The organism is Brenneria sp. L3-3C-1, from assembly GCF_016456245.1.
In the GTDB taxonomy this organism is placed as follows: Bacteria; Pseudomonadota; Gammaproteobacteria; order Enterobacterales; family Enterobacteriaceae; genus Brenneria.
In genome coordinates this window covers 384,459-404,226 of sequence record NZ_JAEMHF010000001.1, presented here as the reverse complement: position 1 = coordinate 404,226, position 19,768 = coordinate 384,459, and the positions used below count along the sequence as shown (strand labels likewise).

18 protein-coding genes, 1 tRNA gene and 1 pseudogene are annotated in these 19,768 nt (G+C 53.6%); 6 read left to right on the top strand and 14 right to left on the bottom strand.

Features of this window, described 5'->3' with window-relative positions:
* Positions 1 to 33: 33 nt before the first annotated feature.
* From murJ to rimJ, 3 genes are all read right to left on the bottom strand, one after another.
* Positions 34 to 1,569, bottom strand: coding sequence for a murein biosynthesis integral membrane protein MurJ (murJ, locus tag JG725_RS01790; RefSeq protein ID WP_199376303.1), 1,536 nt, complete (start codon positions 1,567 to 1,569; stop codon positions 34 to 36).
* Positions 1,570 to 1,742: 173 nt separating this feature from the next.
* On the bottom strand, positions 1,743 to 2,378 hold the full coding sequence (locus tag JG725_RS01785) for a YceH family protein (protein ID WP_199376301.1): 636 nt from the start codon (positions 2,376 to 2,378) through the stop codon (positions 1,743 to 1,745).
* Positions 2,379 to 2,387: 9 nt separating this feature from the next.
* Positions 2,388 to 2,972, bottom strand: a complete 585-nt coding sequence (gene rimJ, locus JG725_RS01780; RefSeq protein ID WP_172288021.1) for a ribosomal protein S5-alanine N-acetyltransferase — start codon at positions 2,970 to 2,972, stop codon at positions 2,388 to 2,390.
* Positions 2,973 to 3,285: 313 nt separating this feature from the next.
* Here rimJ and mdtH point away from each other — a divergent pair, with 313 nt between their 5' ends.
* The 3 genes from mdtH (at position 3,286) to JG725_RS01765 (ending at position 6,004) form a co-directional block, all read left to right on the top strand.
* Positions 3,286 to 4,491, top strand: coding sequence for a multidrug efflux MFS transporter MdtH (gene mdtH, locus JG725_RS01775; RefSeq protein WP_172288023.1), 1,206 nt, complete (start codon positions 3,286 to 3,288; stop codon positions 4,489 to 4,491).
* A 154-nt stretch (positions 4,492 to 4,645) separates the two neighbouring features.
* Complete coding sequence (grxB, locus tag JG725_RS01770) at positions 4,646 to 5,293, top strand: glutaredoxin 2 (protein ID WP_199376299.1); 648 nt, start codon at positions 4,646 to 4,648, stop codon at positions 5,291 to 5,293.
* Between the two features lie 147 nt (positions 5,294 to 5,440).
* Entirely contained in the window at positions 5,441 to 6,004 is a 564-nt protein-coding gene (locus tag JG725_RS01765) for a lipoprotein (RefSeq protein WP_172288026.1), read from the top strand.
* Between the two features lie 53 nt (positions 6,005 to 6,057).
* Here the strand turns inward: JG725_RS01765 and JG725_RS01760 are convergent, their stop codons facing one another.
* Positions 6,058 to 6,627 (bottom strand): molecular chaperone, encoded by a 570-nt coding sequence (locus JG725_RS01760; protein ID WP_199376297.1) that lies wholly within the window; start codon positions 6,625 to 6,627, stop codon positions 6,058 to 6,060.
* A gap of 35 nt (positions 6,628 to 6,662) precedes the next feature.
* The gene (locus JG725_RS01755; RefSeq protein WP_172288029.1) at positions 6,663 to 7,400 is read right to left on the bottom strand and encodes a phosphatase; all 738 of its coding nucleotides are present in this window, start codon (positions 7,398 to 7,400) and stop codon (positions 6,663 to 6,665) included.
* Between the two features lie 279 nt (positions 7,401 to 7,679).
* Here JG725_RS01755 and JG725_RS01750 point away from each other — a divergent pair.
* Both JG725_RS01750 and JG725_RS01745 read left to right on the top strand, forming a co-directional pair.
* Positions 7,680 to 7,769, top strand: a tRNA-Ser gene (locus JG725_RS01750).
* A gap of 173 nt (positions 7,770 to 7,942) precedes the next feature.
* Positions 7,943 to 8,092, top strand: a complete 150-nt coding sequence (locus tag JG725_RS01745; protein WP_199376295.1) for a hypothetical protein — start codon at positions 7,943 to 7,945, stop codon at positions 8,090 to 8,092.
* A gap of 49 nt (positions 8,093 to 8,141) precedes the next feature.
* Here the strand turns inward: JG725_RS01745 and JG725_RS01740 are convergent, their stop codons facing one another.
* The 9 genes and pseudogenes from JG725_RS01740 to rlmKL all read right to left on the bottom strand — a co-directional run bounded on the left by JG725_RS01740 (position 8,142) and on the right by rlmKL (position 18,562).
* Positions 8,142 to 8,606: a DUF6392 family protein gene (locus JG725_RS01740; protein ID WP_172288032.1), complete on the bottom strand. Its 465-nt coding sequence runs from the start codon at positions 8,604 to 8,606 to the stop codon at positions 8,142 to 8,144.
* Entirely contained in the window at positions 8,606 to 9,913 is a 1,308-nt protein-coding gene (locus JG725_RS01735; RefSeq protein ID WP_233356325.1) for an S-type pyocin domain-containing protein, read from the bottom strand. The genes JG725_RS01740 and JG725_RS01735 overlap by 1 nt, the downstream gene beginning before the upstream one ends.
* A 93-nt stretch (positions 9,914 to 10,006) precedes the next feature.
* Positions 10,007 to 10,390, bottom strand: a pseudogene (locus tag JG725_RS20595) (type VI secretion system PAAR protein); the annotation flags it as partial.
* A gap of 188 nt (positions 10,391 to 10,578) precedes the next feature.
* Positions 10,579 to 10,746, bottom strand: coding sequence for a ribosome modulation factor (rmf, locus tag JG725_RS01730; RefSeq protein WP_172288036.1), 168 nt, complete (start codon positions 10,744 to 10,746; stop codon positions 10,579 to 10,581).
* Positions 10,747 to 10,996: 250 nt separating this feature from the next.
* Positions 10,997 to 11,560, bottom strand: coding sequence for a membrane integrity-associated transporter subunit PqiC (pqiC, locus tag JG725_RS01725; protein WP_172288037.1), 564 nt, complete (start codon positions 11,558 to 11,560; stop codon positions 10,997 to 10,999).
* Positions 11,557 to 13,227 carry an intermembrane transport protein PqiB gene (gene pqiB, locus JG725_RS01720; protein WP_370541581.1) on the bottom strand — a complete coding sequence of 557 codons (1,671 nt, stop codon included), beginning with the start codon at positions 13,225 to 13,227 and terminating at the stop codon, positions 11,557 to 11,559. The genes pqiC and pqiB overlap by 4 nt, the downstream gene beginning before the upstream one ends.
* Positions 13,187 to 14,458 (bottom strand): membrane integrity-associated transporter subunit PqiA, encoded by a 1,272-nt coding sequence (gene pqiA, locus JG725_RS01715; protein WP_199376291.1) that lies wholly within the window; start codon positions 14,456 to 14,458, stop codon positions 13,187 to 13,189. Before pqiA ends, pqiB begins: the two co-directional genes overlap by 41 nt.
* Before the next feature lie 64 nt (positions 14,459 to 14,522).
* On the bottom strand, positions 14,523 to 16,439 hold the full coding sequence (locus JG725_RS01710; RefSeq protein WP_172288042.1) for an ABC transporter ATP-binding protein: 1,917 nt from the start codon (positions 16,437 to 16,439) through the stop codon (positions 14,523 to 14,525).
* 5 nt (positions 16,440 to 16,444) lie between these two features.
* On the bottom strand, positions 16,445 to 18,562 hold the full coding sequence (rlmKL, locus tag JG725_RS01705; protein WP_199376289.1) for a bifunctional 23S rRNA (guanine(2069)-N(7))-methyltransferase RlmK/23S rRNA (guanine(2445)-N(2))-methyltransferase RlmL: 2,118 nt from the start codon (positions 18,560 to 18,562) through the stop codon (positions 16,445 to 16,447).
* Positions 18,563 to 18,659: 97 nt separating this feature from the next.
* Here rlmKL and JG725_RS01700 point away from each other — a divergent pair, with 97 nt between their 5' ends.
* Positions 18,660 to 19,763: a YcbX family protein gene (locus JG725_RS01700; protein WP_199376287.1), complete on the top strand. Its 1,104-nt coding sequence runs from the start codon at positions 18,660 to 18,662 to the stop codon at positions 19,761 to 19,763.
* Positions 19,764 to 19,768: the final 5 nt, after the last annotated feature.

Here is a 19,768-nt window from a genome sequence, read left to right as displayed (position 1 = left end):
CGGGGAGGGAGAAAACGAGTTTGGAAGAGCAACTCAGACGCTGCGGCGGGCGAAATCGCGCGGTCGGAATCCCAGTACCGCCAACGTGACAAAATAGGCCCCCGCCCCCGCCGCCACGACCAGCATCAGCCGTGTTATGCGCCAGGTCATACCGCCGACATCCCAGGCGGGCATCCACCACAGCAGGCCAACCAACACCAGCGACATCATAATCACGGCAATGGCCAGCTTCAGCAGAAAGCGCGTCCAGCCGGGTTGCGGATGAAAAATATCCTGCTTGCGTAATTGCCAGAACAATAATCCGGCATTCAGACAGGATGCCAGCCCGATGGAAAGCGCCAGCCCCGCATGTTGCAACGGACCGATAAAGATCAGGTTCATCACCTGAGTCAGAATCAGCGTCACAATCGCAATTTTCACCGGCGTCTTGATATCCTGCCGGGAATAAAACCCGGGCACCAGCACCTTCACAACGATCAGCCCCATTAACCCCACGGAATAAGCAATCAACGCCCGTTGCGTCATCGCCGCATCAAAGGCGCTGAATTTTCCGTATTGAAACAGCGATACCGTTAACGGTTGGGCCAGAATCCCCAATGCGACCGCGCTGGGCAGCGCCAGCAAAAAGCACAGCCGCAATCCCCAGTCCATCAGGCGGGAATATTCATCATGATTGCCGCTGGCAAAGCTTTTCGCCAGCGAAGGCAGAAGAATGGTGCCCAATGCCACGCCCAGCACCCCCGACGGGAATTCCATCAGCCGATCGGCGTAGTACATCCACGATACCGCCCCTTCACTGAGAAATGAGGCGAAAATGGTATTGATGATCAGTGATATTTGACTAACCGATACCCCCAGAACCGCAGGCCCCATCAGTTTCATCACCCGCCAGACGCTCGGCTCGCGCCATTTGATTCGGGGCAATACTAGCATGCCGATCTTTTTCAGGTGCGGCAGTTGGTAGCCGAGTTGCAGCAAACCGCCGACCAGTACCGCCCAGGCCAGCGCCATCACCGGCGGATCAAAATACGGCGTCGCGAACAGGGCAAAACCGATCATGCTGACATTCAGCAGCGTCGGAGCAAATGCCGGCACCGAGAACCGATTCCAGGTATTCAGCACCGATCCCACCATTGAGGTCAGGGAAATCAGCAAGATATAAGGGAACGTGACCCGCAACAGCGCCGAGGTAAGTTCAAAACGATCGGGCGTAGCCGCAAAGCCGGGGGCGGTCACCATAATCACCCACGGCGCCGCCACCATACCCGCCACGGTCACCAGCGCCAGGATCAGCGTCAGCATACCGGAGACGTAGGCGAGAAAGGTTCGGGTCGCTTCATCGCCCTGCTGACTTTTATATTCAGCCAGAATGGGCACAAAAGCCTGAGAGAATGCGCCCTCCGCAAAAATGCGGCGTAACAGATTAGGGAGTTTAAAGGCGACAAAGAATGCGTCCGTCGCCATGCCCGCGCCAAAAATTCTCGCCACTATTGCATCACGCACAAAACCTAACACGCGTGAAAGCATGGTCATTGAACTGACGGCTGCCAGTGATTTAAGTAAATTCATCCGATTATATTCTGAAATGTTCGGGACTGTTATCGACCATTCTGCGGTCATCCTGATTGCGCGGTGCGACTAGTCTACGCATTGCGCGCTTAATAGCTACCCGGCATTGTAACGACCGTTGAACTTTTCAGCGCATTCTCAGCACGTCTCTATCACTCGCGGGGTTTATCCCTTTACGCCAACAATGCCGCAATCTGCCGCTTAAGCTCCGCCACCGCTTTCTCCAGCGCTTCGACGCGCACGGCAAGCGGAAGCGAGGCTGTCTCCGTCTCTGTCGGCAACGCAACGTCTTCGCTTACCTCACCGCTGAAAAGATGCATATAGCGGCTTTCGCGTTTGCCCGGCTCTCGGGCCAGACGCACCACAAACGGGCCATCTTCGCGCTGCCGCATCTGTTCCAGCACGTTTTCCACCTCATTCACATCCGCAAACTCGTGCAAGCGAGCGGCCCGGGTACGCAGTTCACCGGGAGTTTGCGCGCCGCGTAGCAGTAACGTCGCCACCAAAGCCACTTCGGCGGAAGACAATTTCAGATCGCCGAATTCCGAGTTACAAAACCGCTGCTCGTATTTAACCACCCGATGACCAAATCCGCTGAGCGTGCGCAAAAAATGTTTTTTTACCAGCAGATCGAGCGTTTGCTGAACATCGTTTTCGCTCAGATCCATTACCGGTTCACGATTCGTTTTCTGATTGCAGGCTGTTGTCACGCCGTTTAGCGACATCGGATACTGTTCCGGCGTGGTGATCTGCTTTTCCAGCATACAGCCAATTACTCTGGCTTCTCGAACACTTAGCTGATATTTCATCAGGTACCCTTAGCGCGGCGGCTTCCAGTTAGGGGTAGTCAGGACGGTCAGAACGTGGTCCTGCCATTTTCCATCGATAAGCAGATAATCTTTCGCATACCCTTCCCGTTCAAATCCCAGCCGGGCCAGCAGATTTCCGCTACGTTGGTTGTGCGGCATATAGTTAGCCATAATGCGGTGCATATATTGCTGACGTTGCATATAACGCAACGCAGGCTGAAGCGCTTCGTACATCAACCCCTGCCCCTGCCATTTTTGACCAAGAGAGTACCCCAGATAGCAGGCGTAGAAAGATCCCCGCAGCACATTGCTAAAATTCGCCACCCCCCACACCTCATTCTCATTGGGGTCAAGCAGTAGAAAATAATAGGCGCTGCCTTGTTTGTGCATATCATTAATCACACTCAACCGCGCCTGCCAGCCCGAAGGATAGCAATGGCTGGCATCACGCAACGGTTCCCAGGGCTTAAGGAAATCACGGTTTTCCGAATAGTATTCCGCCAGACGCCAGGCATCACGCTCATGGGCCAAACGCACCACCAGCCGATCGGTCGTCAAATGCACCCGTGATGGCGCAGAACGGTAGCCAAACATTTCCCCCCCTGAATTGCGGGTTGCTCGATAAATAAAATTTATCGGAATAAACGGATAAATATTTCCTACAGACAGAAAATATCGTTATTACTGACCACTCTTACTATAACCGCATAAATTCTCTGGCGTAAAATCCCCACCGCTGAGTTATTGTTCGATCGGAACGATAAACTGCGCTTTTTTAGCGGAAATGCTAGCCGGATAACGCTCTGACGATAAAAAAATATTATCCATCAACAGGCTATCCCAAACACCCAATAGAGTTCAAAATAGTCACGTGGGTTATTTTCTTTCTTCTTCCTCGTGGTGAAACATGCCTCTGATGTCACAAGCTCGGAGCTTGGGTAAATATTTCCTGTTACTGGATAATATGTTGGTGGTTCTGGGGTTCTTTGTTGTCTTCCCCCTTATTTCCATTCGTTTTGTCGATCAACTGGGTTGGGCTGCGTTATTGGTCGGCATTGCGCTGGGATTACGTCAGCTTATTCAGCAAGGGCTGGGCATTTTCTCCGGCGCCATTGCTGACCGGTACGGCGCAAAACCGATGATTATCACCGGGATGCTATTACGCGCCGCCGGTTTCGTTTTTATGGCTATTGCTGACCAACCCTGGCTGTTATGGTTATCCTGCGCGCTTTCCGGGCTGGGCGGCACGCTATTCGATCCGCCGCGAACGGCGCTGGTGATTAAACTGGTTCGACCGCAGGAGCGTGGCCGTTTCTACTCCCTGCTGATGATGCAGGACAGCGCCGGGGCGGTAATTGGCGCGCTTATCGGTAGTTGGCTGCTTCAGTATGACTTTGAAGTGGTTTGCTGGGTCGGCGCCATTATTTTCGTGCTGGCCGCAGCGTTAAACGGATGGTTGTTGCCGGCTTACCGAATTTCGACCGTCAGAACGCCAATCCGTGAAGGCATGACGCGCGTTATCCGCGATCGGCGTTTTCTGACCTATGTCCTGACCCTGACTGGTTATTACATGTTGGCGGTGCAGGTGTTGTTAATGCTGCCCATCATGGTCAATGAGATTGCCGGCACGCCGGCGGCGGTAAAATGGATGTATGCCATTGAAGCCGCCCTTTCGCTGACGCTGCTTTATCCGATTGCCCGCTGGAGCGAGAAACATTACCGGCTGGAGCAGCGCCTGATGGCCGGGCTGCTGATTATGACCGTCAGCCTGTTCCCCATCGGTTTGACCGCCAGTCTGCAATCCTTGCTGATGCTAATCAGCCTGTTTTATATCGGCGCCATTATTGCAGAACCGGCGCGCGAAACACTGAGCGCCTCGCTGGCGGATCCCCGCGCCAGGGGCAGTTACATGGGGTTCAGCCGTCTGGGGCTGGCGCTGGGGGGCGCCATTGGCTATAGCGGCGGCGGTTGGCTGTTCGACGTAGGGCATACTCTGGAGCAACCTGAATTACCCTGGTTCATGTTAGGCGTTATCGGCCTGTTGACGCTGGCCGCGCTCTATTGGCAGTTCAATCAGCGCCGTATTGAACCGGCAATGCTCGGCGGTCACTGATTTAGCTGTTTTACCGGCGTATTTGATCTCCCGGGTATTGCGCTGCATACTTTCCTAATGCATTCAATCGATTGTTGCTCTGTCGTTTGATGACCCGTTCCACTCGCGGCCGCAGGCGCGGCCATGTGTTATCAGTGAACCAGAGGATACGAATATGAAGCTATATGTCTACGACCACTGTCCGTATTGCGTAAAAGCGCGCATGATTTTCGGCCTGAAGAATATCCCTGTCGAACTGCAAATTTTAGCCAACGATGATGAAGCCACGCCCAAAAAGCTGATCGGGCAAAAAATGGTGCCGATCCTGCAAAAAGACGACGGCAGTTGTATGCCGGAAAGCATGGACATCGTTCATTTCATCGATAATTATGATAAAAAACCGTTACTGACCGGTCCCATCAATTCGGCGATCGATGCCTGGCTGCGTAAGGTATCCGATTATACGCCGCGTCTGATTATTCCACGCTTTGCTCAGGCAGCGTTTGAAGAGTTCGCCTCCGCATCGGCGCGGCAATATTTCATCAATAAAAAAGAGGCTCAGCTCGGCAGTTTTGCAGAGCATCTCAGTCACTCGAAGGGGCTGATCAAAAAACTGAATAATGATTTGCAGGAGCTTGATCCGCTGATCGTTCAGCCCAACGCCTGCAACGGGGAATTGTCCACCGATGATATCCACCTGTTTCCTCTGCTACGTTCTCTGACGATTGTCGCTGGCGTCACGCCGCCGTCCCGGGTTGCCGACTACCGTGACAATATGGCCAAGCAGACGCAGATCACGCTGCTGAGCAGTCTCGCGCAATAATAACAGCATTTTCCAGCCGCTTCGCCGGGAAGCGGCTTCGGCGTTTTCAGGGCTATCCGATTGGTGAAGACCACCCGGCGGCGCACACTGATACCGTGGCATCAACCACAAGATTACACACCTGGAAATAATAATAGAGGTCAGAAAATGAAGAAGTTGGGATTCGCAGCCACGGCATTGCTGCTGGTCTTTACGTTAAGCGGCTGTAACAAGCTGACGCAGTACACGCTCAATGAGCAGGAAATCAACGAATACCTGCAAAAGCACAATGATTACCAGAAACAACTGGGTATGCCCGGCGTTGTGGACGCCAATATCGTCTTAACCGACCTGAGCAGTCAAATCGGCCGGACTGAGCCCGGTAAAGTTACCCTGTCCGGCAATGCCCGGGTTGATGTCACCTCGCTGCTTGGCGATCAAACCGCCGATCTGAAACTGACGCTGAAGGCGCAACCGGTGTTCGATAAGGCGCAGGGCGCCATTTATCTGAAAGAGATGGAGTTGGTTGATTACACCGTCCAGCCGGAAAAAATGCAGACGGTGATGAATACCCTGAGTCCCTATCTGAATCAATCGCTGAAAAGTTACTTCGCGCAGAAACCCGCCTATATCCTGAATGCGGATAACAGCGCCACCGAGGCGTTGGCGAAGAAGATGGCGAAAGGCATTGAGATCAAACCGGGACAAATCATTATTCTGTTCACTGACTAATACGCACCGCAGGTGACGGCGCCGCTGTCACCTGATCCCTGCCGGAAAATGCCCTACTCTGCGTCGGTTGACAATCCGCCCGCCTCATCCAGTTCATCACGCATGGCGTCAAGCGCCTCACGGCAAATAGCCGCCAGCGTACGGTAAAATGCCGTCTTCGCGTGGCTTTCCACCTTACCCAAAAAACGGCCGCTCCAGGGCAACAGGTATTCATCAAACAGCGCGATCTGTGCGGCGGTTTCGTCTTCCCCGGCCTGATCCTCCAGCCATGACGCCGCCAGGAGCAACCCGCCGAAGTGATCGACTGGCCCGTCGTTAAGCGGCATCCCGCGCTGTTGTAAAAATGTTCTCACGTCAGTGGGTTCAGCATCCGTTTGATAGGCCGAACGCCAGGGAGACACCGCGCAGTCATCGCCGACGAACAGAGACTGATAATCGGCCTCCATGGCTGACGCGTCATAACCCTTTTGCAAGCGCTCCAGCAAGGTATCCTGTTCCAGCGGCCAGTGCTGTTGCAGTTTGCCTTCTTTAATCAGCGTAAGCAGCGGTGTTAACAGCGGATCCTGCGGCTGGCGATAAAATAAGGAGCCGAGGATGCGGCACACTATAGAAAACTCATTCATTCAGACAACCCGTTGATGATTATTAAGTGACAGCGTCACAAATCGGCAAGTTCGGCAATTGCCGGCCTTCCCCTCTGTTCAAGAAAATTCAATACCCGTCGGGGACTCACGTTCAATACGCGTTCCTGCGGGAAATTCACCTCCTGCAAAATACGTTGGCAATGGGTGAAGTCTCCCAGAGAAAATGCGATATGGGAATCAGAACCTAAAGAAAGCAAACCACCGGCATCACGCACGGCTTCGGCGATAGCCCGGCAGTTAGGCTCGCTCCCTTTACGCGAATGCATAAATGAGGAGTTATTTAACTCCAGCGCCACATTATATTTGGCGGCGGCCTCGGCGATAGCGCGAATATCGACCGGGAATTTCGGGTTGCCGGGATGACTGATAATATGCGCGTCGCCGTTGGCCATCGTGGCGATCATGGCAGCGGTATGGGTCTCTTTATCCTGCGGCGGGAATACCGGCTCATGAAAGCCGGCAATGATTAAATCCACTTGATCCAGCATCGGCCCGGCGCAATCAATTTCCCCTGCCACATTTTTAATGTTGGCTTCGATGCCGCGCAGAATACCTACGCCATCCACCTGTCGCGGCCAGATCCGCATATTCATAAAGTGCCAGTAGTGCGGCGCATCGGCCATATCGGGGCCATGATCGGTAATGGCAAACAGACGGATACTCTTCTTTTTCGCCTCGGCGATATAGTCATGCAAGGTGCTATATGCGTGGGTGCTGGCAACGGTATGCATATGTAAATCGACGGGATACATAATTTCTCCTGAGTCAGCTTTTCGTCGAAAAAGCATAACATTTTTGCGCGCCGCGCACAGCCAATGAACGGCCCAATAACCATGGAGCAACAAAAAAGAAACATTCCACTAAATACATCAGGCGCCATTTGAAATGACAAACAGGGATAAATGGCGAGTAAAGCAGCAAATTGCGTTAACTTTAGCTAAACGCGCGCCGTAGCAGCAGAAGTTTATTGACGCTGCTGCGCAATTTCCCTACATTAGCGCCGTCGCCGGTACTGCGTACTGACGACCCCCGGTGAGGTGTCCGAGAGGCTGAAGGAGCACGCCTGGAAAGTGTGTATACGTGAAAACGTATCGAGGGTTCGAATCCCTCCCTCACCGCCATATTTGATACAAAATCAATTAGTTACATTACAATATTGATTTTGTCCTGCATAAAGTAATGCATAAAAAAGTTCGCTTCGGCGAACTTTTTTGTTTGTGAAATCCAGTATCCCTATCATTAGGCCAGTTTTTTCCTTCGCCAACTTCCCAACAGACAGATAAAGAAAAGCTCGGTGAGGGAACGGGAAGAAATCATCGATCAATGTCGGGCATTAATTTACGCGGTCGTTGAACTGGATGAACCCAAGGTTAAAGAGATTTTGATCTTCGTGCTGTGGGAACGACTTGAGCTGTTATTTCGATCTTTTCATGTTCAGGGATAAAGGGTGATAGGGTAAATAATGAAGGCCAGTCATAGCCTTCATCAAACGATCACCATCTGAGCATTGAAGTAGGTAAATATGTTATTGCCTCAACTTTTTCATTAAGATCATAATCTATCTGCATACTCACCGGAAGACTATAATTTTTTAAATGATAAAGATCTGTATAGCCAATATCTCTTTTTAATCTCTTCCTTGGTGGCAGAAATTTACAGGGTTCACCAAACTTTTCCTGAACCCAGCTTCTTGACATCGTATTTTTTAGCGGATGCGGTAGTTTATTTGGGAAATAATACCCGGATTTTCTATTTGATATAATCAAAGTAATTTCATTCAATACTCGATCATTTCTATTAAAAGAGAGATAAATACCCTCTTTTGCCATATCCAGACTAATACTAGAGCTGCCAGAAAAACCAGTCGGTTTGGTTTTATAGGAAATCAGACCTGCATCAAATATTTCCTGATGAGTTTTCCCCAAGCTATCGATTAATGCTTCTACATTTACGGTCATTAATACAACCCCTGATCTTCATTGAGTTTATGCATTTTTTCCCTTGCCGCCTCCAACTGCTCTTCTGTCACACCATACTCTTTCAGAGTAGGTTTTATCGCGTCAAAGTTGCGATCTACCGCACCGCGTAAATCATGAGAGTCTCGATCAATATCTTGCGGCCCATTGCGCCAACCATAAGTTTCACTAATTTTTTGGTGAACTTCAGCAGGAATGATTATAGCCGAGACATCCTTAGCCATCTGTTCTAATTCATATTCTTTAGCATCAGGATACAACCGCTTCAAAAACTCTATTACAGCTGCAGCCGATGGCATATGGTCTGCATGGTATTTTCCCTGCCGTGAACGCCCCTTAAAATTACTGTATAAATCAACATCAAGCAAGTTAACGGGTGGCTTACTCAAATAAACATAAATCGGCGGAAATGCATTTTCCGGAAACACCAGAATATAATCCCGAAAATCTTTCTCTTCCGGGATAGGTGTCGCAAGGATACTGACATCCTCAATTTCCGGAATTTCAAATCCCGGTATCGCTGACGGGATAACCGGCTGTTCACCGTGTGCCGTGTCCGTTGGCAATTCCATTCCCGGATTATCCGGCGTCCATAAAATGGTTGGCCCGGTTGCGCCATCTTCCCAGAACTCGTAGCGGTTATTGGGGAAATCATGTTTCAGCAGCCTGACACGAACCCGATCGCGTCCGCTTTCCATGCTGGTGTGGTAGCCCACCGCTTTCAGTCTGCCGGTTTCCTCATCTTCCACCCACTGATAACGCACTCGGCTCGGCGCCGTTCCCTGCTTTTTCGCCGCCTCCAGCAGCTTTCCCGGGGTTAACAGGTCAGATTGTTCACCTTTCAGGTGCTGTTGAACCAGCGCCCCCATCAGCAAAAAACTCTGCGCCATCTGTAGCTGCCCCTGCCAGACGGGCGGGCCGGAGAGCCGTTTCATCTGATGTGTCAGCGCCTTAGCCGCATCTTGATTTGCCTGTGCCACCGCGCCGCCAGCAGCAGTCGCGCCTGCTTCCGCTGCCGTACCGGCCATCACCAACTGTGGCGGTGGCGGCAACATAGCCGCATCCGCTTTACCAACAAGCAGGTCGAATAGCGTCTTATACCACGGCTCCAGCGGCGGCGATTCAGGGCGGGTATGGGATGATGTCCCGGTTAATAATTTAGCGGAAACAGAGGCATCGGTTTTGGCCGGCAACGGAGAGGTTTTTTTCGTTTTCGCCGCCTGCGCATATTGCTTCACCTCACTCTGTTTCTCAGGTGATGCAACAGGCTCAGCGACATAAACGCTCATTTCCCCGATGTTAGACTGCGGCTCGTTTTCCTTTCCCGCGTCCGTACAGCCCGCGCCACGCAAACAGGATTTGGCGAAAACCGGCTCTATTGTCAGCATGGGTGTCAAGGCCACGATGGGAGAGCGATTCAGTGCCGTTTGTTTTGCGCATTCCTGAACAGGGGACTTATAGGGCGTATCGCCAATGATAACGTTGCCGCTGCCGGAGATAATCACCCCGCCACAGCTAATTCCATCACCCATACGCGCGGCGGGTTTACCGTTAATAAAGACGGTGGATGAACCTTCGGCTATTTTTCGTGAATGCACCCCGTGCGGAGCATCGGGACAGGGGCAACCGTGAAGCTGGACAGTATCCCCCTGACGGGCTGCGGGCCGGCCGTTGATGAAAACGTCAGGGCTGCCTTCGGTTATCGGTGTTTCAGGAAAGCACTGGTGACCGCTTCCGCTATCGTTAAGACGCGCCGCACCCGGCATAGTCATTCTCCTTTGACAATCAAGCATTCCTTTTGATAGGCGGATTTTGTACGTTTTTTATGGGTCATTCAATAGCGGAACCGTTAACCGCCATAGAGGAAATATCGATAAGGTTCGGACGCCGCTAAGCATAAAAAAGCCCCCGCAAACGTGCGGAGGCAGTTCCCTTATATACATGACAAGACGCGTTAAGCGGTAACCGCCCTGTCCTCCATGGCCTGTCGCCAACCTCCCAACCAGTAGGACCGGGCGTTTATTGATTGATAAGGACAAAACTCCCTCGGTCTGCCGGAAATACCCGCTTGATAACCACGTGAATGAGCCCTTTCAAGGCGATCGCGTTTCTGTCTCTTCATGCCTTATTTCCCTCATTATTCATCTGGTGGAAAGAAAACAATGATTACTTTATAAGCAACCACAGACTATGAATAGCCATTTTGCCGCCAAAGATCAAGGCGCAAAATTCACGCCAATGTCACATTTGTGAACTAAAATAGGATTTTTCCCTGACAGGAAAGAAAGGCGCCGTTAGCCGCCGGAGTAAAGACCGCTGAGGGCGATGCCCATTCCGGCCATCACCCCCAGAGACCCCGTCAATCATCAGGACTAATAGGTTGAAGCCGTCTGCTGGGCGATGGATTGCGCGACCTGCCGCCATCCCTGCGCCAACGTTCTGACCAGCGCATCATAGCCATCCTCCGACTGCGGCAGCACCAGGTTAAACGGTTGTTTAAGCAGTTGTCCGTGATGATTCAGCACCCATTCCCCGCGGATCGCGACTTTGCCATCGTAACGGCCGTGAAAAGCGGTCACCGAGATATTCAGCACCGATTGCTCACTCCCCTGCGGCTGAGTCGTCACCAGCCACCCCGGCATGTCGTGGCTCAAATTCGCCACCAGCGATTGCTGGAGCTGTTGCTCCAGCGGGCTGGCCCACAGGTTATTGCTGGCAATGACATATTGCACATCATTAGTTTGGTAAACCAACCCCGCACTCGCCAGATAGTCCGCTAGGCTGAGGTGTTCCAACCACAATTGCCGGCCGTTCGCCGTTTTCTCGACCGGCGCAACCGCCTCCTGCATAGCCGGCAACTGATAGTAGGTTTTTTGCGGGTTGCTGCCGCAGGCCGTCAGCAACAACACCAACGCCAGAGTCCATCCTTTCATCATTGTTTTGCCTTCTTCGGTTGAGGATCTTCGCTGCCCGATGCCTCAAACACCAGGGCGTTGCTCTTCTCATTCAAGGTGCGCAGAACGGGCTGTAGTTCGCGCAGTACCTGATCCAACCGCTGCATATCGCCCAGCATCTTGTTATAAGCCGGGGAACCAGGCTGGAAGCCTTTCATGCTGCGGTTCAGCTCGCGCAAGGTTTGCTGCATATCCTGCGGCAGATCCTGCATCGCCTTGCTGGTGGTGATCGCATTGAGCGAGGCCAGCGTTTTTTGCATTTCGCGCAGCGTTGCCTGACTTTCCGCCAACGTTTTGGTTGCTTCGTTCACCATCGGATTCAGCGGCAATGCATTCACTTTATCCAGTACCGACATCAACTTATGCTGAATCTGAGACAGACCGCCGCTAACGGTCGGTAATACCGGATAACCATCAATCGTCAGCAGCCTTTTATCCACCTTTTCATGCGGATAAAAATCGAGATCGATATATAGCGACCCGGTCAGAAGATTCGCGCTTTTTAACGCCGCCCGCAGCCCTAACGGCTGGGCTTTGCTCAAATGCTGTTCGAAATCGAATTTGCCGCCCAACTTGTGATCAAAGCGATCGGGTTCAATGCGGATCAATACCGGGATCCGGTAATCGTTATCGATATTCTGTTTCAGATCCTTGGTGAAGAACGGCACCGTCGCCACCGTCCCCAGCCGGATCCCCCGGAATTCAACCGGCGCGCCGGGTTGCAATCCGCGAATGGATTCGCTGAAAAACACCAGATACTCGCGGTAATCGGTATATAGCGAATCCTGAATGCTGCGCTGGTTGTTGAATAGCCGATATTCGGCCTGCGCGACAGCCGGGTCGCCGGGCCCCCAGCCAGTCGGCACATCAAAGCTTACGCCGCCGCTGAACAGCGTGGCTATCGATCCCATTTCCAGCCGCATCCCCTGCGCCGACATATCAAAAGACACGCCGCTGTCTTTCCAGAAACGAACGTTGGTGGTCACCAAACTGTCGTAAGGTGCGGAAATAAAGAGTTGATAGCGCATTTTCCGCGCGCCGGGATCGAACTCGCTGGTTTCAACCGAGCCGACCCGATAACCGCGAAACAGTACCGGATCGCCGGCATTCAGTTGACCGGCCTGCTCGCTGTCGAGAATAACGCGAATGCCTTTGGCATCCGGGGAGGCCAAAGGCGGTGAATCCAGCAGGGTAAATTCCTTTTTTTCGCCGTGGTGAGAACCGGGCTGAAGTTCAATATAAGCGCCCGACAGCAGCGTGCCCAGACCGGAGATCCCCGCACGCCCGACCTGCGGTTTAACCACCCAGAACGCCGAGTCCTCCTTGAGCAAACCATCCATATCATCATGCAGGCGCGCTTTGATTTCCACCCGATGGAGATCGTCGCTCAGTTCGACGCTTTCGACGATGCCGACATCCACGCTGCGGCTCTTGATCGTGGTTTTCCCCGCTTCAATGCCCTCGGCATTACTGGTCACCAACGTGACCTGCGGCCCTAAATGGCTAAAGTGATAAAACAGTATCCACGCCCCGATCAACACCGTTACTATCGGAACGATCCAGACAGGCGACCAGCGTTTAATCGTTTCTACACCCGCAACGGCGTATTTATCTTTCGTCAACGGAGGACTCCTTATGCAAAACATCATCACGGCGATCCCACAGTAACCGGGGATCAAAGGTCATAGCGGCAAACATCGTCAGGATCACCACCGAAGCAAACAGCACCGCGCCAATGGCAGGATAAATGCTCATTAGCAACCCGACGCGCACCAGCGCCGACAGCACGGCGATAACAAACACATCGATCATCGACCAGCGCCCGACAAATTCCACTATTTCATACACCACATGCAGGCGCTCGCTATCCGGTTTCCCCTTGCCGCCGGCGCTCCAGCATAACCACCCTAATGCCAGCATTTTCAGCGACGGCACCATGATGCTGGCAATGAAAATCACCATCGCCACCGGATACGATCCCGATCCCCACAAAAAGATGACGCCGGACATAATCGTCGATCCCATCAGGCTGCCTAACGATTCCGTTATCATAATGGGCATCAGATTCGAGGGGATATACAGCATTACCGACGTGATCAACAGCGCCATCGTCCATTGCAGACTGTGTTTTCTGCGCGCATGTCCGCGACTGTGGCAACGCGGGCAAACCAACCGATCGGCGGGCAATATCGCCGTACAGCACCGACAGGAGCGAAGCCCTTGCGCCAATCCGCTGACGCCGGTCTGCGGAATGGCCGGCAGATCGGGCGGCGGCACGATATCGTTCCACAACCAGCGGCGATCCAGACTTTGGAACGTCAACAGTTGCAGCACGCAGAACAGCACATAGGGAATAAAGCTGTTTCCAACGCCAATATCGCCGTAAGCCATCAGTTTGACGAAACTGACCAGCACCGCGGCCAGGAAAATCTCCGCCATGCCCCAGGCTTTCAGTTGGAACAGGATCTTCCCCATGACTTTTTTTATCGCCAGCGGTAACGAGATACGCAAAAACAGCAGAATCACCGTCGCCATACACATGGCGGGAACAAGCTGAACAAACAGCATAAACAGCGTCGCCACGCTGGCATAATCTTCCGCCACCATCACTTTGGGGATTTCAATCAGGGTGATCTTGCTGGTGACGCCGGCGACCCGCATGGAAACAAACGGGAACAGATTAGCCAGCAAAAGCATAAACAGCGCGCTCAAGGCATAACCGATCGGGCGTTTGCGCGGTTCCGTCTGATAGCTGGTCAGCGCCGTTTTACAGCGCGGGCACACCGCTTTTTGACCATGCGCCAACTGCGGCAGTTTGACCAACAAATCACACTGCGGGCATAACATATAGTCATCGTGATGATGGTCGTGAGAACACACCGCTCGCCGTCTCCTTCAGGAATGCGCCTGACGCGGCCATCGCGTCAGGCCGTTTAATGCTAAATCAGCCGTTCCTTTGCGCTTCAAGCGCTTCCCAACGTTCAAAACAGGATTCCAGCGTTTTTTCAGCCTCCGCCAATGCCGTCAGCACCTGCTGGGTTTCCTCGTGCGGACGACTGAAAAATCCGCTATCGCTCATTTGTGTTTGCAGCGCCTCGATTTGCTGTTCCAGTTGCTCGATTTGCAACGGCAGTTGATCCAACTCGCGCTGTTGGTTATAGCTGAGTTTTCCCGCATTGCGTTTAGCGGGCGGCGCGCTGCCGTTGCCCACGGATGATGTCTGCGCCGGCGCGGAGGATGCAGACGCGGTGCGCAGCGGCGTCGACTCGCTACGCTGCTGCTGGGCATCGTAGTAGCCGCCGACATAGCGGGAAATCACCCCGTTGCCCTCAAAGATCCAACACTCCGTCACCGAATTATCCACAAACTGGCGATCGTGGCTCACCAACAGTACCGTACCCTGGTAGCTGTCGATCAACTCTTCCAGCAATTCCAGCGTTTCCACGTCCAGATCGTTGGTGGGTTCATCGAGGATCAGCAAATTACTGGGCTTCAGGAACAAGCGCGCCAGCAATAACCGATTACGTTCGCCCCCGGACAGCGCCTTTACCGGCGTCATCGCGCGTTTGGGATGGAACAGGAAGTCCTGCAAATACCCCAGCACATGACGCGGGCGGCCATTGACCATCACTTCCTGTTTGCCTTCCGCCAGGTTATCCATCACCGTACGCTCCGGATCCAACTCGGCGCGGTGCTGATCGAAATAGGCCACTTCCAGCTTGGTTCCACAGTGTACCCGTCCGCTGCTTGGCGTCAGTTCGCCCAGCATCAGCTTTAACAGCGTGGTCTTACCGCAGCCGTTCGGCCCCACCAGGGCGATTTTATCGCCGCGCTGTACCTGCGCCGAGAAATTACGCGTCAAAACCTTATTATCGATCTGATAGTTAACCTCTTCCAGTTCAAACACGATTTTGCCGGAACGTGCGGCTTCCTCCACCTGCATTTTCGCCGCGCCCATCACTTCACGGCGCTGCGAACGCTCATTCCGCATGGCTTTCAGCGCGCGCACCCGGCCTTCATTACGCGTGCGACGTGCCTTGATGCCCTGCCGGATCCACACTTCTTCCTGCGCCAGTTTGCGATCGAACTCGGCATTTTGCAGATCTTCCACCCGCAGCGCTTCTTCTTTCCCGGCCAGATACTTATCGTAATTTCCCGGCCAGGACACCAGCTTGCCGCGATCCAAATCGACAATCCGGGTCGCCATATTGCGTATAAAGGAACGGTCGTGGGAAATAAACACGATGCTGCCCTGGAAAGTTTTCAGAAAGGCTTCCAGCCAATCAATGGTTTCGATGTCAAGGTGGTTGGTCGGTTCATCCAGCAGCAAAACCCGGGGCGAACTGACCAGCGCCCGCCCCAGCGCCGCTTTACGCAGCCAGCCGCCGGATAAGGACGCCAGCGGCGCGTCGGCGGCCAGGCCAAGCTGTTCCAGCACCTCGTGAATGCGGCTTTCCAACTGCCACAGCCCCTGGTGCTCAAGAATATCCTGAAGCTTGGCCAGCTGATTCAGATTCTTTTCACTGGGATCGGTTTCTACCAGGCGCAGCGTCGCGTGATAATTCTTCAGATAATCCGCCTGCGCGGCGACGCCTTCAGCGACAAAATCAAATACGCTGCCGGCGATATCGCGCGGCGGATCCTGTTGCAGACGCGCGACGATCAAGTCTTGCTCATAGGTGATCCGGCCGTCATCCAGCGGAATTTCTTTGGCCAGTATTTTCAACAGCGTCGACTTGCCCGCGCCATTGCGGCCGACCAGACAAACGCGTTCGTTTTCTTCGATATGAAGTTCGGTGTTATCCAACAGGGGGGCGTCGCTGAATGACAGCCATGCGCCCGATACGCTGATTAATGACATTGCTATTACTTTTCCTCGCCGGCATGCTTTAGCAGCCAGCAGTTATGAATCTGACGGTTGCGGGCAAAATCCTGTGATTGGGTACGGGCGGTGATCTCGTGCGCCGCCAGACCTAACGCAGCCAATCCCGGCATATCCATCTGGAATCCGCGTTTGTTGTTGGAGAACATGATCGTTCCTCCGCGACGCAGCAGCCGTTTAAGATCTTTCATTAACGCCAGATGATCGCGCTGTACGTCAAAGGTGTCTTCCATGCGTTTGGAATTGGAAAACGTCGGCGGATCGATAAAAATAACGTCGAACTGTTCATTCGTTTCACGCAGCCACGACAGGCAATCGGCATGGATCAGGCGATGTTGCCGCCCGGTCAGGCCATTGACCCGCAGGTTTTTCTCCGCCCATTCCAGATAGGTTCGCGACATATCCACAGTGGTGGTGCTACGCGCGCCGCCCAACCCGGCATGCACGCTGGCCGTGCCGGTATAGGCGAACAAGTTGAGAAAATCTTTGCCCCGGCTCATCTCACCGAGCATTTTACGGGCGATGCGGTGATCGAGGAACAAGCCGGTATCCAGATAGTCCGTCAGATTGACCCACAGCTTGGCGTTATACTCTTCCACCAGCAAAAATTCGCCCTTTTGCGCCAATTTTTCATATTGGCTTTTCCCCTTCTGACGCTCACGGGTCTTCAGGATCAGACGATTCGACGGCAGTTCCAGCACGCTTAGCGTGGCGTTGATCACATCAAACAGACGCTGGCGGGCTTTCTGCGCATCAATGGTTTTAGGCGGCGCGTACTCCTGCACCACCACCCAACTGCCGTAACGATCGACGGCGACATTGTATTCGGGCAGATCGGCGTCATACAGGCGGTAACACTCAATGCCCTGCTGTTGCGCCCATTTTTCCAGCTTACGCAGATTTTTACGCAGCCGGTTGGCGAAATCCTCGGCGATCTGCCCCGCGCCTGCGCCCTGACTTTCCGCCAGTTGATAATTTTTCTGCACACAGTCCAGCGGGCCGTTTTTGGCCTTGAACTGGCGTTCAGCGCGCAGTTGCAGACAGCTGAGCAATTCCGGAGAGGCGCTGAATAACGACAGTTGCCAGCCGCCGAAATCGCTTTTCATCTTGCGACCCAACATATTGTGCAGCGCGATCAGCGCCGGTTCGCTTTCCAGGCGCTCCCCGTACGGCGGGTTACTGACGACCGTGCCTTTCGGCCCTGCGGGTAACGGATTCTGAAGCTGTACGGCGTCTTTGACGCTGAAGGTAATTAAATCAGCCACGCCCGCCCGACGGGCATTGGCCCGGGCAATGTCGATCACCCGGCGATCGTTATCCGAACCAAAGAAACGCGAAGTGGTTTCCTGTAATCCCTGCCGGGCGCGCCGCTGCGCTTCGGTGGTGATTTCATGCCATAACTCGGCATTATGCTGCAACCAGGCGCTGAATCCCCAGTGGGTACGATGCAAACCGGGCGCGCGATCGGCGGCAATCATCGCCGCTTCGATCAATAACGTGCCGGAGCCACACATCGGATCAACCAGCGGGGTGCCCTTTTGCCAGCCGGAGCGCAAGACAATGGCGGCCGCCAGATTTTCTTTCAACGGCGCCAGCCCCGCCAAATCGCGATAGCCGCGCTGATGCAAACCCTCGCCGCTAAGATCCAGCGCCACGCTTGCCGTGTCGCGCTGTAAAAAAACATTGATGCGGATATCCGGCTGCTGTTTAGCCACATCAGGTCGTTGACCGGTCTTACGGGTAAAGCTGTCCACAATCGCATCTTTTACTTTTAACGCGCCATACTGACTATTGCGGATATCGTCATTGGTGCCGGTAAAATGCACCGCAAAGGTTTTGTCGACGCTGAAAATCGTCGACCAGTCAATCGCCTGTACGCCGAGATACAAATCCAGATCGCTATGCACCTTAAATTCATTCAGCGGCAGCAGAATACGTGATGCCAGACGACTCCACAGCAGACTCTGATAAAGCAGGCGGTTATCACCCTGAAAATGCACCCCGCCCTGCACCACGGCACAGGCCTGCGCGCCCAGCGCTTCCAGCTCACTTTTTAACAGTTCTTCCAGACCACGGGCCGTGCTGGCAAACAGAGCATTCATATCGTCGATATCACCAATAAAGAAAATTGAGCCGCATTATAGCTAATCCGTGACGCTTGTCATAAAGTTGCCGTTTTACTTCAGCAAGGATCAATCAGTGCTCGGCGTAACGCGGCTTTATATTCATCCGGTAAAATCCATGCGCGGCTTGCAGTTGTCCCATGCCTTGGCGTCCCCAGGCGGTTTGGCGCACGATCGTACTTTCATGGTAACCGAGCCCGACGGAACCTTTATCACCGCTCGCCAGTATCCGCAGATGGTGCGGTTTACCCCGGCCCTGCTGGCGGATGGCGTGTTTATTTCCGCCCCCGACGGGCAAACCGCCAGCGTTCGCTTTACTGATTTCATCAACACGCCGCAGCCCACGGAGGTCTGGGGCAATCACTTTACCTCACTCATCGCCCCTGATTCCGTTAACCAGTGGCTGAGCCGCTATTTTCAACGTCCGGTGCAATTGCGTTGGGTCGGCAACGCGCCGTCGCGGCGCGTCAAGCGTCGCCCCGACGTTCCACTCTCTTTTGCCGACGGTTATCCGTTTTTACTGATCAACGACGCCTCTTTCCAGGCGCTGCGTCAGCGCTGTCCGGCAGGCATCAGACTGGAGCAGTTCCGCCCGAATCTGGTGGTCGCCGGCGCGGCGGCGTTTGCGGAAGATAGCTGGCAAACCCTTCGCATCGGCGAGGTCATTTTCGATGTGGTCAAGCCTTGCAGCCGCTGTGTTCTGACCACCGTCAGCATTGAACGCGGCATAAAACACCCGACCGCGGAACCGCTGGCAACCTTGCAATCGTTCCGCACCGCGGAAAATGGCGACGTCGATTTCGGGCAAAATCTGATCGCCAGGAATTCCGGTATTATTCGAGTCGGCGATGCGTTGGAGGTGCTGGCCGTCAAACCGCCTCGTCACTATGGTTCAGGGCCAGTCGTGGAGAACGTTCCCGCGCCGGAGAAAGAACAACAAACCGTAACGATTGAGTATCAGGGCAAACGTCTGATGGGAAATAATCAGCAAATCCTGCTGGAACAGCTGGAACAACAAGGCATGCGCGTTCCCTATTCCTGTCGGGCCGGCGTATGCGGCTGTTGTAAGCTGACGTTAATCAGCGGCACGGTCTCAGCGCTCAAGAAAAGCGCAATCGGAGAAAATGGCGCGATCCTCGCCTGTAGCTGCATTCCGCAAAGCGATATCCGCCTGCAATAGCAGAT

Bases quoted from the DNA above. Each gene is read 5' to 3' on its own strand.
- murJ (WP_199376303.1), bottom strand. From the start codon at position 1,569: ATGAATTTACTTAAATCACTGGCAGCCGTCAGTTCAATGACCATGCTT.
- JG725_RS01785 (WP_199376301.1), bottom strand. From the start codon at position 2,378: ATGAAATATCAGCTAAGTGTTCGAGAAGCCAGAGTAATTGGCTGTATG.
- rimJ (WP_172288021.1), bottom strand. From the start codon at position 2,972: ATGTTTGGCTACCGTTCTGCGCCATCACGGGTGCATTTGACGACCGAT.
- mdtH (WP_172288023.1), top strand. From the start codon at position 3,286: ATGCCTCTGATGTCACAAGCTCGGAGCTTGGGTAAATATTTCCTGTTA.
- grxB (WP_199376299.1), top strand. From the start codon at position 4,646: ATGAAGCTATATGTCTACGACCACTGTCCGTATTGCGTAAAAGCGCGC.
- JG725_RS01765 (WP_172288026.1), top strand. From the start codon at position 5,441: ATGAAGAAGTTGGGATTCGCAGCCACGGCATTGCTGCTGGTCTTTACG.
- JG725_RS01760 (WP_199376297.1), bottom strand. From the start codon at position 6,627: ATGAATGAGTTTTCTATAGTGTGCCGCATCCTCGGCTCCTTATTTTAT.
- JG725_RS01755 (WP_172288029.1), bottom strand. From the start codon at position 7,400: ATGTATCCCGTCGATTTACATATGCATACCGTTGCCAGCACCCACGCA.
- JG725_RS01740 (WP_172288032.1), bottom strand. From the start codon at position 8,606: ATGACCGTAAATGTAGAAGCATTAATCGATAGCTTGGGGAAAACTCAT.
- JG725_RS01735 (WP_233356325.1), bottom strand. From the start codon at position 9,913: ATGAGCGTTTATGTCGCTGAGCCTGTTGCATCACCTGAGAAACAGAGT.
- rmf (WP_172288036.1), bottom strand. From the start codon at position 10,746: ATGAAGAGACAGAAACGCGATCGCCTTGAAAGGGCTCATTCACGTGGT.
- pqiC (WP_172288037.1), bottom strand. From the start codon at position 11,560: ATGATGAAAGGATGGACTCTGGCGTTGGTGTTGTTGCTGACGGCCTGC.
- pqiB (WP_370541581.1), bottom strand. From the start codon at position 13,227: ATGATGTTTTGCATAAGGAGTCCTCCGTTGACGAAAGATAAATACGCC.
- JG725_RS01710 (WP_172288042.1), bottom strand. From the start codon at position 16,439: ATGTCATTAATCAGCGTATCGGGCGCATGGCTGTCATTCAGCGACGCC.
- rlmKL (WP_199376289.1), bottom strand. From the start codon at position 18,562: ATGAATGCTCTGTTTGCCAGCACGGCCCGTGGTCTGGAAGAACTGTTA.